Origin of the sequence: Micromonospora sp. L31, from assembly GCF_052068075.1 — a bacterium.
GTDB classification, from domain to species: domain Bacteria; phylum Actinomycetota; class Actinomycetes; order Mycobacteriales; family Micromonosporaceae; genus Micromonospora; species Micromonospora purpureochromogenes.
Genome location: NZ_JBQHDC010000001.1, coordinates 1,187,051 through 1,201,250 on the forward strand (window position 1 = coordinate 1,187,051; position 14,200 = coordinate 1,201,250).

Sequence of the window (14,200 nt, forward strand, 5' to 3'; positions counted from 1 at the left end):
CGGATCATCTCCTGTACGTGGTGGAACGGCCGAAGCCGAATCTAGCCGATATGGTGGTGCGGACTTCGCCGCTCTTACGCTGGAATCCGACGTGTCCGACGTACGCCGGCAGGGCCTGTTCGTCGATGCCGAAGAGGCTGAGCAGGATGCCGGGGAAGACGCGCTGCTGCCTGCCGTCCCAGTTCAGGTCGGTCGCCTGGGTGTCGCTGTCGGGCGTGACGTAGACGCAGGGCGGTGGCACCAGTTGCGCGCCGATCTGCACGGCTCGGTCCTGTTTGGGACATAGGCGCTTGGGCGTGCCACAGAGGTGGTTGTGGAAGATGACGCCGTCCACCGTCCGGTCGGCCGGGTCGAGGAGGCGACTGCGCATGCGCTGTATGCCCTTGGCGACGTGTTCGCCGGGCTCGGACTTCATGCTGTCGCACAGCCACCAGAGGTACGTCTCCCGCGCCCAGCCCGGCACCGCCCAGCGGACGCTGCCGTGCTCCCCATCCGGGCAGCCCTTCTGAATGATCGCCACGTTGCCGAACCCGGGGACCGCGAGCCGGTACACGGTGTCGTCGCCGTACTGGGGCTTGGTGACGCTGTCCACCAGGCCCGCCTGCTGCAGCGCCTCCAACATATCGAGCAGGAACCGGCGACGGCCGGCGTTGCTCGCGCTCATTCTGCCGCGCGTCGCTTCGATCGCCGCCGGCAGGGCGTCGCGGTATTCCTCGGCGGTCAGCCCGTACCGGGCAAGGATGTCGGTCTCCGTGACGAGCTTCATGATGAAGTCGTCCACTTTGTGCACTACCTCCGGCGGGGGTGCCCCCGCGTGGTGACATGGCGCAGCGTCTTCCGGCAACACCGTCTCCAGCCCTCCCCTCGCTGTCCGGTCAGTCCATCAGCAGCCGCTGGGCGATCCGCATCGGATTGCGGTCCAGTTCAAACAGGTCGCCCTGCTCGATGCGGTAGCCGAGCTTCTCGGTGACCCAGGTGGCGACGCGCTCGTGGCGCGGCGTGCGCAGCTCCGGCTCGGGACGCCATAGCGGGTGTCGCAGGATGACGGCTTTGCGGCTGCCCGAGTGGGCGAGCACCGCGATGCCCTCGACCTCGTGGTGCTGGATGCCCACGGGGGTGAAGGAGCTCATAAAGCCGGCGACCAGCGGTCCGGTTCGGCTCAGCCAGCGCTCCCAATCGACCGGCCGGCCCAGCCCCAGCTCGGCCATGTCCAGGGCCAGCCGCCAGTCCAGGGCGCCGTGGATGCGCTGGTTGTCGAAGGAGCGCAGGCAGTCCGGGCACGACGCTGTGCACTCCTCGGCGTGTCGCCGGCTCCGCCACATCGCGCCCAGGTCGTCGAGGGCGCTTTCCAGCACCTTGGCGAAGAACTGGGGATCGCCGAGCAGGGTCGCGTACCCGGCACCGTTCTCGAGGGTGTCGGCCAGGAACACCCGGTGCACCTGGTCGTCGCCGATCCGGGCCGGGTGCAGGCCCGCCGACAGCTCGTTAGGGTCGATGTCCAGCTCGGCTTGCACGCCCCGGCGCAGCACCTCTGCGAACGACCACATCGCCGGCAGGCCGGCGGGCAGCACGGCCGGATCGGTCGGCACGATGCCGCCGGGGATGTCCAGGTGGTCGGCGGTCACGACCAGCACGTCGGTCTTGCGAACCTCGCCGATCGCGGCGTCGATGCGATGCCCCTGGGTGTTGGGAAGCTTGACGTCGTTGCCGTAAAGCGAGCTGTCCCGGACGACGATCGACCGGCCGGCCGCCTCCTCCATCGCGAACAGCCGGCCCAGGTTGTCGTTGACGCGCAGGATGTCGGCCAGCTCGTACACGTCGACGCGCAGGCCCTCCACCGTGCCGGAGCGGTCGGGGTCCGAGGCGACGCCCAGCTCGGGGAAACCCATAACGGCCACAGTCTCGCCGTCGACGTCGTAGTCGCGAGCGTGGTAGTCGGTGCGGAACCCGAGCGGCTGGAACATTACGAACGTGGTGAGCTCGCCCTGGCAGGCCGGGCACACTCCGGTGTCCACCCCGACCGACGTACGGCCGCAGTTCTGGCACTTGGTGATGTCAATGGGCTTGCCCAGCGGGTCGATGGGCAGCACCCGCGGCCCCTTGACCTCGTACGCGGCGAAGCCCACGGCCGTGTGGATCTCGCCGTCGCGGACGACCTCCGCGCCGGGCACGAAGCTGGCCACCGCCATGTCCAGGGATCTGTCGGACACGACCAGGTCGGTGAGGTCGCGCTTGTCCTTCGGGTAATCCTGGTAGAGGTTGCGGACGCGGGTGGGGAAGCCGAACATCGGTAGGACGCCGGCGTTGGCCAGCACCTCGCTCAGCTGGTTCTGCTGGTAAAACGGGTTGTTTAAGGCGGTGTCGATGTCCGTCACGAGGTCGCGGCGGGCCCAGAGTTCCAGCTCCGCGATCTCCGCCGCGGTCGTGCCGGTGCGCACGGTTAGCGCGGCGACGACCTCCGGCACGTCGGGCGACTGGTCGAGCCACAGCTCGATCTGCGGCCGGTAGGTGTCGGCCCACTGGTCGCGGACGCCGAAGATGCCGTGGATGCTCTCGCGGCTGCGCGCCGGCGTGGGCAGGCTCGCCGCGAAGGCCCGGCGCAGCAGCTCGGCCGCCACGACGCGGCGCGCGATGCGGGTGCGTTCCAGGTCGAGGAACGGCTGCGGCGGGGCGTCGCCGGTCATCCGCTCCGTGGCGTTGAAGTAGTAGTCGTCGTGGGTGCGGGAGCGGGCGACGGTGAGGGCGTACGAGTACGGCTGTCCCTGACGTCCGGCCCGGCCGACGCGCTGCTGGTAGTTGAACCGCTGCGGCGGCACGTTGGCCATGACCGTCGAGCGCAGCGAGCCGATGTCGACGCCGACCTCCATCGTGGTCGTCACGCTGAGCACGTCCAGCGGCGTCGTCAGTGGGTTCTCCAGCGGCTCCTTGAGCAGCGCCTCCTTGAACCACCGTTGGCGCTGCCGCTGGACTGCCAGGGGCTTGGTCTGGCCGGTCAGCTCGGCGACGGCCATCCGGCGCGGCTCGAGCTCGGCGAGCCAGGCGTAGTAGTCCTGCTCCTGATTGCCGGCCTCGCGCCGATCCAGGTCCGGGTGGTGGCAGCCGCGGGCGGCGCAAACCCCGGCCGAGGCGTGCAGGTGCCGGTAGTTGCACCGGCGACAGACCCAGACCTCCGAGCCGGCCTTGGTCAGCAGGAACGGCGCTTCCACGCTGTCGACGCGTAGCCCCCATTCCGGGGCCACCCGCCCCCCGATCTCGCGGGTCACCCATGTCTCCAGCACGCCCGAGCCGGCCAGCCCGTGCCGTTCGGCGACCGCCTTCAGGTAGCCCTTCACCGCGGCCGGGATGTCGAACGCGGGCGAGAAGTACCTGTTGCCGGCGTACCGCCCCTGGATGCCGAGGATCCGGATCACCGAGCGGAGGATCTGCAGCGCGACGTCCTCGGCGACGCCAGCGTCGTCCAGCCGCGGGTTGCGCGGGTCGACCACCACCAGGCCGGTGGACTCCAGGTCGCGGGCCGCGCGGTCGAACACCGCCTCGGCCATCGTCGTGGCCAGCTCCCGGCGGTAGCGCTCGTAGCCCTTCATCTGGATCTCGGGGTGCAGGGGCGTCCAGAGGCCCGGTTGCGGCGGGTCGTACACCCGGTACCAGGGCTCGCCCTGCCACTTCTGCATGGAAGTGCCAGGGCCGGCGGGGTGGATGCCCCGCTGCACCATGGCCTTCTCGAGCCGGGTGGCCGCGACCGACCACGGTAGTTGGGCCGTTACTTTGCTCGCCCGGTACGCCGCGATCAGCGCTTCCGTCTCGGGCGGGGCGACGCCCAGCGCCGCCTTCTTCATCAGCGCCTGGAACAGCTCGGGATGTTCGCTCTGCATGGTGACAAACGCCGCCTGCCCCTCCGGCGTCGGCGCTCCGGTGAGCATCCCCAGCACGGCGTCAACTGCGTCGGCCTCGGGCTGCTCCAGCTCGTGCCGGATGAGCTGGCGCACGAGGTCGCGGTGGTGGTTCTTGGCGACGCCGGCGGCGGTACGAGCGGCGTCGTCGCGGCTGTCGGTGAACAGGATGGTGCGCGACTCGGCGGCGGTCGTGCCCATGCTGCGGAACAGTTGGGCGAGGTAAAGCTGGATCGACTGCGACTGCCCGGAGCGGTGTCCCCGGATCGGCGACCGCACGATGCCGCGCCAGAACTTTTGTAGGTCGTTATTGACGTTCTGGGCACCGCAGCGCGGGCACTTCTCCGGCAGCGCGGGTGCCTTGGCCCTGGTCTCTCCCATCGGACTGACTCGCAGGACGTAACCGGTCGGGTCCTGGGCGTCCTCGACGATCAGTCCGGAGGTCGGGTCCAGCCGCGCCTGCGCAAACGAAAAGCTGATCTGGCGTCCCTTGGTGTCCGGGCCCTCAAGCTTGTGGTTCCACGGCTTGACCACGGCTGGCTTCTCCGGCTCTGGCCAATACCAGATGTACTCGCCGTTCGAGCGGCGGTTGACCGGGCGGGTCTGGTCCGAGGGGATCTTGTCGGCCAGCGAACCGAGAGCGAGCATCGGCGGGACGCTGTCGGGGACGCGGTCGATGACGTAGCCGCCCAGGCTGACCTCTCCGCAGTCGAAGCAGTACAGCACCTCGAGAACCCGCCCGCCGCACGGGCACGTCGTGGCCGGCCGGCTGTACAACCGGCCGATCTTCCGCTCCGCGTACGCGTGCTCCGGCCGCACCTCAGTGCAGGCCCGGTTGGCGCAGGCCCACAGCCCGCTCGCCGTGCGAACGAACATGTGCGCGCGCAGCGGGATCGTGGCCGGGTCGTTCCAGGCTTCCGCTCCGGCTTCCAGCACGAGGTCGAACGCCTCGCTAGTGACGCCGTCGGCGGTGGCCGGCGGCTCGTCGAAGAGGTGCCGCTCAATGTCGGGCAGCCGGGTCGCGCGCATCGGCGCGCCGGCGTCGGCGCGACACGCGGCGGCGACGGCTTCCGAGAGCCGGTGCTCGGCGGCCAGGGCGCTGAGCGCGGCCGCGCGGTCGCTCCCGTCGGCGGGCAGGGTCTTGGCGTGCTCCTCGAACGCGGCGCGCGACAGAGGCTTGCGCTCGGGGATCGTGCGGGGCGTGCCGGCGGTGACGAAGAAGCTGGACCGGTCGACGCCGAAGAACTCCTCCAGGTAGCCGCGGCCCTTGTCGTCGTCGGTAAGCGAGGCGCTGGTGGCCAGGCAGCGCAGCTGCGGGGAGTCCGCGTCCAGGCCGAGCCGCGACAGCAGGTTGCGGACCACCATCGCGACCTCGCTGCCCTGGGTGCCGCGGTAGAGGTGCATCTCGTCGATGACGATGGTGAAGCTGGTGTTCTGGTCGGCGGCGAGCCAGCTCGCGGTGGCGGCGAACATCGGCTGTTCGATGTCGCGCATCAGCATCGCGTTGAGCATCGAGTAGTTGGTGACCATCAGGTCGGGCGGCGACGCAACCATGTCCCAGCGGGTCGTCATTTCCGCCTGCCGTGGGTCGGCGAACTGGGCAAGCATCTGCTGGCGGTCCGGCGCGTTCTCGTACGCCTTGGCTAGCTGCAGGAAATCCTGGGCGGTGCTGTTGATCTCGGCGGCGGCCTCGCGCACCTTATCCTTGTCCTTAGGTCCGGGCAGCTCGCCGGATCCGGGGGTGGCGCCGGTGTAGCGGCCGAACCACAGCGGCGGGACCTCGCCGGTCTCCGCAATCCGGCGCAGCGCGCGGCGCAGCCGGGAGACCTGGTCCTCGACCAGCGCGTTGGTGGGGTACAGCACGACGGTGCGCAGCGCCGCGGGCCGCGTTTCCGGGGCGCGTAGCGGCCGCCAGTTGAGGGCGCTGCCGGCGGCTTCCCACCAGCGGTCCGCCTCGGGCTGCTTGGTCCAGGTGAGTGCCTCCTGGACCAGCCGGGCGAGCACAGGGAGCAGGAAGGACTCGGTCTTGCCCGAGCCGGTGCCGGAGGTGACGACCACGTTGCGGGGCTCGCCTTCGGCGTTGCTCAGCGACCGGATGAGCGCCTCGGCCTGGTGGCGGCGCAGCATCATCTGCTGTCCCGGCTTGACAAAGTCGCCGAACAGGGCCTCGCCCACGATGCGCGCCGCGACCGGGTCGAGGCTGGCCCGCTGCGCCGCCTCCGCCAGCGGGTAATCGGCGTCGTAAGGGACCACCGGTTCGAGCAGCACGTCGGTGAACAGCAGCCCGGGCGTCTCCAGCAGCTGCCGGCGCTCGTCGCGCAGCGGCTTGTCGCGCAGCCAGTACGCCGTGTCGAAGTATCGCAGGTACGCATCCTGCAGCTCCCGGTAGACCTGCGTCGGCATCGGGAAACGCGGCCTCGGCGTGGCGGCGCCGTTCTGCGACATGACGGTCCTCATCTCGATGCGGTGCGGTGGATCAGCTGGTGAGGCGGGCGGTCAGCATCTCGGCGATCTCGGCGGGCACACCGGGATAGCGCAGCACCCGCAGAGGGCCGAGTTTGTAGGGCGGGCGGCCGACACAGAGCACCGCGGCGCGGCCGTACAGCCCCGGCAGCTCGGCACCCAGCGGCACGTCGAGGGCGCGTTCCTCGGCGCGGTAGGCCAGCAGCGGGCGGCCGGCCTGCAGGGCCGCGAGGTGTTTGACCAGGTTCGCGGCACCGATGCGTGCGGTGCCGGCGGCCACGTCCTCAGCGTCGCGGAACAGGTACGTCTTGCCGAAGGACTCCAACGCGTACGCGCCGGGCTCGTCCGGCCGGGGCTGCGTCACCCAGGCGGCCGAGCCGAGGTGGAACTGCTGTACGCTGCGTGCCCCCGGCATGCTCACCCGGGGCAGCGCGGCCAGCACCTCGCTGAGCCCGGGCGTCGCGCCGAGGATCGCCGCCGCCGGCCGGGCCGCGACCGTGACCCCGAGCTCGGCGGCCAGCTCGTGAACCTGGTCGGCGGTCAGCCCGCGCAGCACCCGCCGGCTCGGGCCTTCCGGGTCGGGTTGCACGCTGAGGCGACCCGGCGTGCCGGCGATCCAGTCCTCGACCGTGTTTACGTACCCGGCGGGCCAGTAGCCGACCAACAGGTACGAGCCATCGACGAGCTCGGCCAGCGCGGACGGGGCAATCTCCCAGTCGAGCGGCTCGAGGTTCCGGGGGTCGCGCCGGATCTGCACGTGGCCGAGGGATTCGAGCGTACGGGCGAAGACGTGGACGAACAGCAGCGAGCCCTCGATCTGCAAGGCGGTGCGCTCGAAGGAAGAGTATCCGCCGCCGCCGGCGTGCATCAGCGCGTCCAGGCCGATGTCCCAGGTCAGCTTGCCCGGCTGCACGGGGGCCACCTGGTGCACGTCCACGTGGTAGCAAGATTCGAGCTTGTCACGCGCCTTCTTCTGGGCTTCGGCTGCCCAGGGGGTATTCGGGAAGCGCTTGACCAAGCCGCAGCGACGGCAGGTGCCCTCGACGGCCAGCGTCTTGCCCCCGGCGTACGGCAGATCCCAATAGTGCGCTCGGGTGACTAGGCACGAGCTCGGGTCGGGCGCGGCGAGCGTCGTCGCAGGCAGGGCCGCGCCGGCGGGCGGCCGCGGCTCCGTCCACCAAACGACCTGCGGCGCCGGCCGGCGCGGCGCGGCGTCCTCGCCGATAACGACGACGCCGTCGACCACCGCCGCCGACTCCTCGGTGTACTCGTCCGCGCTGAGCACGCCCCGCCCGTGCTGGGTCCCAGGCAAGTAGGCGAGCCGGGTCGCGCGTGCCCACAGCGCCAGGTCGACGTAGTCGCCGGAGCGCAGGAAGAAGGGCATTCGGTGGGTGGCGTCCTTCGTCCTGTTGACGAAGAGCAGGGCCTCATAGTCGCCCTCGGCGAGGTCGGCGTCGGCGAGCGGGAACACTAGGGCGGCGCCGTCCGACTCGCGGGCGGCGATCACCTGGTCGAGGACGATCGGCGTGGCGTCGTCGAGGCCGTCGAGCGCCCCGGTGTCCTTGCGGATGATCTCTAGTTTGATGTGGCCCGCGGCCACGGCCACGGCTCGCAGCTCCGGGGGTGCCTGGGCGGCGTACTTGCGCATCCGGCCGGGCATTTTCATCCCTCCGGCGAGGGTCAGTTGCGATGAGACCGAGGGCTGCAGCACGTTGAGGTCGTCACGCAGCTTGGCGCGGGCTTCGGGCGAAAGTAGCCCCAGCACCTGAACGTCAGCGAACATCGTCCAGTTCAGAGGCACCCCTTCCTGGCCTCCAGGGACCCGCCGGTAGCCGGGGCGGGCGACCTGGGCAAGCACCGCGTCGACCTCGTCGGCGAGCCCGTCGTAGGCGAAGACGATGCCGTCCTCGGCAAGCTGGAGCCGTTCGGCCTCGAGGTACTGACCGAGCGCTTCGTCCTTGCGCATTGGCAGCACCTGGCGCGGGCGGCGCACGACGGGCGCTCCGCCGTCGGTGTCGGTCAGGCGCAGCACGCCGTCGAGGATGGAGGTGTGGGCCAAGTCGGCCGGGCGGTGCAGGCGGTGCCAGCCGTTGACGCCGGGCATGAAGTCGAGGACCGGTTGCTGGTCACCGACGGCGCTGGCGATCTGCAGGCGCCGCGGCTCGTCGTGGCCGGGCAGCTTGACCACCAGGCTGAACTCGACCCTGCGGCCGAACAGGTTGGAGCGGATCAGGGCGACCAGCCGGGCTTCGCCGCCACGTGCACCGGCCGCCTGCGATCGGGGCGCGGCGTCCCGGTCGTTGCCGTCCCAGGTCTGCAGCTCGAGCGCGACGACGCTGGCAATCCGCTCGCGGGCGGCGGGCTGCCGGGCCCAGAGGGTGGCCAGGTTCCGGCTGATCGGCGGCGGCGTGCGCTTCATCCAGTCGTCGAGGTACGGCTCGATCTCGCGCGGCGTGACCTCCCTGCCCGGGTCAAGACCGTACGTGGCGAAGAACCGGGGCAGCTTGCCGCGGTCGTGTTCGCGGACCAGGGCCTGCGACATCGACAACCCGACGTAGCGGTGCGACAGGGCCACCGCGGAGGGCAGCCCGAGCATGCCGTCCAAGCCGGTCAGCCACAGCCCGAGCACGTTCCAGAACAGCTCGACGTGCTGCCGGTACTGGGTGGCCAGGCGCTCCTTCTGCTGGGGGTCCTCGAGCCGCAGCAGCTGAGAGAGGGGGCCGAAGTAGTTGCTCGCCGACATGGTGACGTCGCTGCCCATGCGCTCCGCGGCCATGCTGAAGACCGCGAGGAGAGCCAATACAGGCGGGGCCGGCAGGTCCATCCGCTCGTCGCGTGGGGTCTGCTGCCACCGGCGCAGCCATTCGCGGGTGCGCTGCAGGGGCAGGCCGAAGATGTCGCTGTGGCGCGTGCGCAGCGACAGCACACCGATGACCGAGCCCGCCAGGAAATCCCACACCTTGTCGGTGGGCAGTTTCAGCCGTTGCCCGATGCGAGCGAGGGTGTCCTCGTCGAAATCCATGTAGACCGGGAGTCCCGCCATGTCCTGGGTGAAGAACACGTCTGCAATGGCTCGGTTGAAGGCGCAGTAGATCTTCCATCGGTCTGGCGGCTGACGTTGCATGTGCTGACCAGCTATCGCTTCCGTATCGGGGGATTTGGGTCTCGAAGTGTAAGGGGCGGACCACGCTCTAAACAATGACCGTTCGTGCGCAACCGTTTCGCTGGGGGCTGACGATATTCGGGAACTTTCTCAGCCGCGGACTCTGCCTTGGTGCATTCCCCCTCAATTCGGACACTGTGGAGTCGTCGGCGATATCATGACCTGACCCTGAATACCAGATTCGGGTGGAGGCCTCCGCCGCCCAGACGGCCTGGCTCGGCAGGACAGATGATCAAATCTCCCACCGGGGTGGCGCGCATCGCCGACCGCCCGCCCCTATAGGCTGCCCAGCGACGATCGACCGAGGAGGACGCGTGGAAGGTACGGCCATCCGAGCGGCGGAGTTCTTCGCCGGCATCGGGCTGGTGCGAACCGCCCTCGAGCCGCTGGGCGTCCAGGTCGTCTGGGCCAACGACATCAAGCAGGCCAAGTTCAACGCCTACCGCGAGAACTACCCGGATGCTGACAAGCACTTCAAGGTTGTTGACATCCGCGAGGTCGAAGCGGCGGACCTGCCACCCGGAATAGACCTGGCAACAAGCAGCTTCCCTTGCATCGACCTGTCGCTGGCGGGCAATCGGCTTGGCCTGGACGGCGCCCAGTCGGGAATGTTCTTCGAATTCGCGCGGATTTTAGAAGGTATGCCGCGGCGCCCGTCGGTCGTGCTGCTGGAGAACGTGCACGGATTCGCCACCAGCCACGGTGGCAAAGATATCGCACGTGCCTTCGAGAAGCTTTCCCAGCTGGACTACTCTCTCGACGTGCTGGCGATTGACGCCAAGCATTTCGTCCCGCAGTCGCGGCCGCGCATGTTCATCGTCGGCATTTCCAAGGACAAGCTGCCGAAGAACTCCCACGTCGGCGTCCCGGCCCCTAGCGACGTGCGCCCGCCCTGGGTGACCGCGCTCCACGAGCGGCATAGCAGCACCTTTGACATGCACTACCTCGATCTGCCGCCGCTTCCGGAAGGCCCCAAGGACCTCAGCGGCGTGGTAGACCATGACGTCCCGGCTAGCGCGTGGTGGGACGCGAAGCGGGTGGAGGCCTTCGTCGACTCGCTCAGCGATGGGCAACGCATCCGATTCGAGGCGCTTCGCGACGGGAACACCATCTCCTACCGGTCCGCGTATCGCCGCACCCGGCAGGGCATCTCTATGTGGGAGCTGCGCCGCGACGCCATCGCGGGATGCCTGCGCACGACCGGGGGTGGCTCCAGCAAGCAGGCGCTCGTCGAGGTCGGCATGGGTCGCGAGCCCCGGGTGCGCTGGATGACGCCTAAGGAATACGCGCGGCTCATGGGTGCCGACAATTACAAATTGGTGGCGGGTACCCCTAATCAGCAGCTGTTCGGCTTCGGTGACGCGGTCGTGGTCGATGTTGTGCGGTGGATCGGACGGCACTACCTAATTCCGGTCCTCACCCCAGAGGCGACCGACGAAGGTTAGCCTTACGATGCCGCTGCCGCCCACCCCACCGCCGTCGTCAGCCACCAAGACGATGAAGGCAAACCGCAGCACCGGGACCAAGCCAGAGCTTGCGCTGCGGCGGGCGCTTTTCGCGGCCGGTCTGCGCTATCGGGTGAATCTAAAGGTGAAAGTCCCGGGCCGGACCGTCCGCCCGGACGTCGTCTTCACCCGGACGCGCGTGGCCGTGTTCGTCGACGGTTGTTTCTGGCATGGATGCCCCCAGCATGGGCGCATGCCGAGCGATCCAAGCGGCTACTGGCATCAAAAGATTGCCCGGAATCAAGGGCGCGACAGCGCGGTTGACCAGGCGCTGCGCGAGTCCGGCTGGCGGGTGGTCCGGCTCTGGGAGCACACCGCCACCGAGGAGGCAGCGAAGCTGGTAAGGGCCGCTATAGCCGAGCGATCCGGCGCGTACGGGTGACGCAACCCGGCTGGACTGACAGTCAGAGGCATCTCGGCGGTCCGCTCGGCTTCGCTGCGGCGGCCCTATAGCCCGCAAGGAGATTTCGATCAGACGAGCACCTTAAAGTCCGGGTAGGAGGGGAGTTCAGTCTTGTTGATCAAGGGTCTGCGTGCTCACCCCGGCTGCGCGGGTCTGTCGGCCTATGTTTGTTCTCCGCCTCGCGAAACAGCTTCCACAGGTTTTCCAGCACCGTTAGTGCGGGCCGCTGGTTCTGAGCTGCAGGCTCTGAAAGCTGGACTCCGTCGAGTTTCCAGTAGCTCGACTTCGCGAGCTGCTGTGATACTCGGACACGTCGACTGATCGGCTCGATCGCGAGTAGGCGCAGGTCAAGCAGCGTATGAACGTCAGCCCTTAGCAAAAGGCCGTTTGAAAGGATGTTGGAATCAATGCCACGATAGGGGCGGAGATGCGCTGCTTCGAGGACGGCTTCGGCGTCAGCTCCAGTAATCGCGCAACGCCCTCTATACGCTTGCAAGAGAGCGGCTCTGAACGTGCGCTGGCCTCTGCGTGCGACGATCTGGCGGACGACCCTTAGCCTAGCATCGTAGTCATCGCTGGGAGGTGACTCAACACCCGCTGTTGAGTCTTTCTGCGCCTCGGCGGCGGACACCAAGACCTCGGATGCAGTATCGCCGCCATGTAGAATTCCGTCCGAGCGCACCCCTTCGAAGAAGAAATAGCCCGACTCCCACGCAACCGGAACAGCTAACCCGAGCACAAGGTATTCAGGTGAGCGGTTCCTTTCCGCCTCGTGCTCTCGTAGAACTCCCACCGGAGCGGCGTGTCGAATGCACTCCATCAAGCCCCTGTTCGTGAACTCCTCGTCGCGCTGAGAAGGATCCGGATTCTCTTGATGATAGGAAAAGTACCAGGTCCCGTCTTCGCGCGCATAAATTGCGCCGTCGTTGTAAGGGCTGTTTAGATTGATGCGCACGGACAGGGCGTAGGGCAGGTCACTAGGTTTGTAAATGCCCTTAGGGCGGGAAACCAGAAAGGAGCCGTCATCGAGTTGTTTTGGATACCGCGTAACAGTGCCAGCCCTTTCCTCGAACCAGCGCAGGCGTCTGGCATGCGATGCGGTAAGGGCTGATAGGTCCACTGGAGGCATCGCCGTCGCGCCTTATCCGTGAGGGCGGCCGGCGACGAAGACGCCTCGCCCAGGTGCGCCGACGACGATGCCCCGGTCGCGCAGCAGGGCAATGGCCCGGGCGGCAGTCGAGAAGGACACTGAGTAGAGGTCGGCGAGCTGCGAGTACGACGGCAGCTTGGCACCAGGCCCGTACTCGCCGGTCTCGATTCGTTCTGCGATGTCACCGGCGATGTCGGTGTAGCTGAGCGGGATTGGGGACACTTGGATCCTTTCGGGCTGGCACCTACTCAGATCCTCTCACCCCGTGCGCGTGGTTGACCTATAGCGCCTAGTGACATAGGTTGTCCTGGAGTCGCTCGGGTTGGCACCAGAACGGCTCGTACGGGCCCTAGTGCCCGAGCAGTGCCGGGGTGGTCCACTGCGCCTGCCCCGGCATCCTGCTCGCACGCCACCCCACCGGACAGGCTCAGCAGGACGTGGCCAGGAAGCAGGAAGGCGGTCAGCCACGCTGCTCTGTTTAGGCAGCGGCCTATAGACAGGCCCGGGGCGGGTGTTGGGCTCCGGCCGGTACGGACGCGTTCGTACCAAGCCGTCCCCGCCCGCCTCGGTGCCGCAACGCGTCCAACCAAGGAGGGACATGGACTCGATAGACGAGATACTCGGTGAACTACCCCTACCGCCTTACGTCACCGCCGAAGACGTCACCTTCGCCGTCAAGGCGGTCACCGTGCACGCCGCTGAGCAGTGGCCCGACGGCCCGCGTTGCCGCAACGACCGCGCCCCGCACCCGTGCCGCCTGCACCGCTGGGGCCACCGGATTCTGACCCTCCGTGGCCTGACCAAGGACGAGATTAGAGACCTCACCGCGAGGCGGCCATGATCTACGTGACCGGGGAACGACTGTTGCCGCACCAGGTCCGGGCCGCCACCTTCGATACCCGCTGGCGCGGCCTCGACCCCGACCAGGTCCACGCCTACCTCAACCGCCTCGCCGACGAATTCGACCGCCTGCACCGCGACCTGACCACCGCCAACACCGAGGCCGAGCGCATCCGTCAGGCCCTGCGCCAGTGGCAGTCCCGCCACACCGCCTGCCGCCCCACCGTTCCCGACCAGTCACCGAACAACCGGTGGCAGCGGTGACCGCACCCCGCTGGATCATCCACCTGCCCACCACGCTGACCAGCCGGGAGGTCGCCGCCGGCCTGGCCGCTGCGCTCAGGATGTCCCTCGACCATGTGGAGGTCATCGACTTCGGTGAGACCACCCTCAGCGAGGAGGACGCGCAGTACCTCCGCCACCGGGTCTGGTGCGACGCCCGGCTCGACGACGGCCGGCGCTGCCGACTACGCGACGGGCACCCCGGATCGTGCGGGACCGCGGGGGAGGGCTGACCCCGGTAGCGTCCGGGGATGCTCGACGCCGAAGATCTTCTGGCCGCCTTCACGCCTCCCCAGCCGTACACGATGGAAGCCGCCGCCGGCGCTCCCCGCTCGCCCGACGTGCACGTGGTCCTCGACCGCGGCACGGTCGTCTACGTCGGTTACACCGGAAACCTGCGCAATCGGCTCCGGCAGCACCTGACCGGTAACCGGGACTCGTCGGTGCTGCACGAGCAGGTCGGCCAGCAACTCGACAAGCGTGGACAGGTGGCATCGGTCAAGG

The 14,200-nt window shown here is 68.5% G+C and carries 9 protein-coding genes; 4 read left to right on the forward strand and 5 right to left on the reverse strand.

Annotation, left to right across the window (positions count from 1 at the left end):
• Positions 1-4 precede the first annotated feature (4 nt).
• The 3 genes from ACTMS9_RS05765 to ACTMS9_RS05775 all read right to left on the reverse strand — a co-directional run bounded on the left by ACTMS9_RS05765 (position 5) and on the right by ACTMS9_RS05775 (position 9,477).
• Entirely contained in the window at positions 5-781 is a 777-nt protein-coding gene (locus ACTMS9_RS05765) for a hypothetical protein (protein WP_441164312.1), read from the reverse strand.
• Positions 782-875: 94 nt separating this feature from the next.
• Positions 876-6,293 (reverse strand): DEAD/DEAH box helicase, encoded by a 5,418-nt coding sequence (locus ACTMS9_RS05770; RefSeq protein ID WP_441164313.1) that lies wholly within the window; start codon positions 6,291-6,293, stop codon positions 876-878.
• Between the two features lie 73 nt (positions 6,294-6,366).
• Complete coding sequence (locus tag ACTMS9_RS05775) at positions 6,367-9,477, reverse strand: hypothetical protein (RefSeq protein ID WP_441164314.1); 3,111 nt, start codon at positions 9,475-9,477, stop codon at positions 6,367-6,369.
• Positions 9,478-9,830: 353 nt separating this feature from the next.
• Here ACTMS9_RS05775 and ACTMS9_RS05780 point away from each other — a divergent pair, with 353 nt between their 5' ends.
• The gene (locus ACTMS9_RS05780) at positions 9,831-10,961 is read left to right on the forward strand and encodes a DNA cytosine methyltransferase (RefSeq protein ID WP_441164315.1); all 1,131 of its coding nucleotides are present in this window, start codon (positions 9,831-9,833) and stop codon (positions 10,959-10,961) included.
• Positions 10,962-10,968: 7 nt separating this feature from the next.
• Positions 10,969-11,403: a very short patch repair endonuclease gene (locus tag ACTMS9_RS05785; protein WP_441164316.1), complete on the forward strand. Its 435-nt coding sequence runs from the start codon at positions 10,969-10,971 to the stop codon at positions 11,401-11,403.
• Positions 11,404-11,542: 139 nt separating this feature from the next.
• Here the strand turns inward: ACTMS9_RS05785 and ACTMS9_RS05790 are convergent, their stop codons facing one another.
• Positions 11,543-12,544 (reverse strand): HNH endonuclease, encoded by a 1,002-nt coding sequence (locus ACTMS9_RS05790; protein ID WP_441164317.1) that lies wholly within the window; start codon positions 12,542-12,544, stop codon positions 11,543-11,545.
• A gap of 21 nt (positions 12,545-12,565) precedes the next feature.
• Positions 12,566-12,796 (reverse strand): winged helix-turn-helix domain-containing protein, encoded by a 231-nt coding sequence (locus ACTMS9_RS05795; RefSeq protein WP_441164318.1) that lies wholly within the window; start codon positions 12,794-12,796, stop codon positions 12,566-12,568.
• A 615-nt stretch (positions 12,797-13,411) separates the two neighbouring features.
• On the opposite strand from ACTMS9_RS05795, the gene ACTMS9_RS05800 reads away from it, so the two are divergent.
• Together ACTMS9_RS05800 and ACTMS9_RS05805 are read left to right on the forward strand one after the other, a co-directional pair.
• Entirely contained in the window at positions 13,412-13,678 is a 267-nt protein-coding gene (locus ACTMS9_RS05800; RefSeq protein WP_441164319.1) for a DivIVA domain-containing protein, read from the forward strand.
• Complete coding sequence (locus tag ACTMS9_RS05805; protein WP_441164320.1) at positions 13,675-13,929, forward strand: hypothetical protein; 255 nt, start codon at positions 13,675-13,677, stop codon at positions 13,927-13,929. The genes ACTMS9_RS05800 and ACTMS9_RS05805 overlap by 4 nt, the downstream gene beginning before the upstream one ends.
• Positions 13,930-14,200: the final 271 nt, after the last annotated feature.

Coding starts and splice junctions, on each gene's coding strand:
- ACTMS9_RS05775 (WP_441164314.1), bottom strand. CDS start 9,477: ATGCAACGTCAGCCGCCAGACCGATGGAAGATCTACTGCGCCTTCAAC.
- ACTMS9_RS05770 (WP_441164313.1), bottom strand. CDS start 6,293: ATGCCGACGCAGGTCTACCGGGAGCTGCAGGATGCGTACCTGCGATAC.
- ACTMS9_RS05800 (WP_441164319.1), top strand. CDS start 13,412: ATGATCTACGTGACCGGGGAACGACTGTTGCCGCACCAGGTCCGGGCC.
- ACTMS9_RS05785 (WP_441164316.1), top strand. CDS start 10,969: ATGCCGCTGCCGCCCACCCCACCGCCGTCGTCAGCCACCAAGACGATG.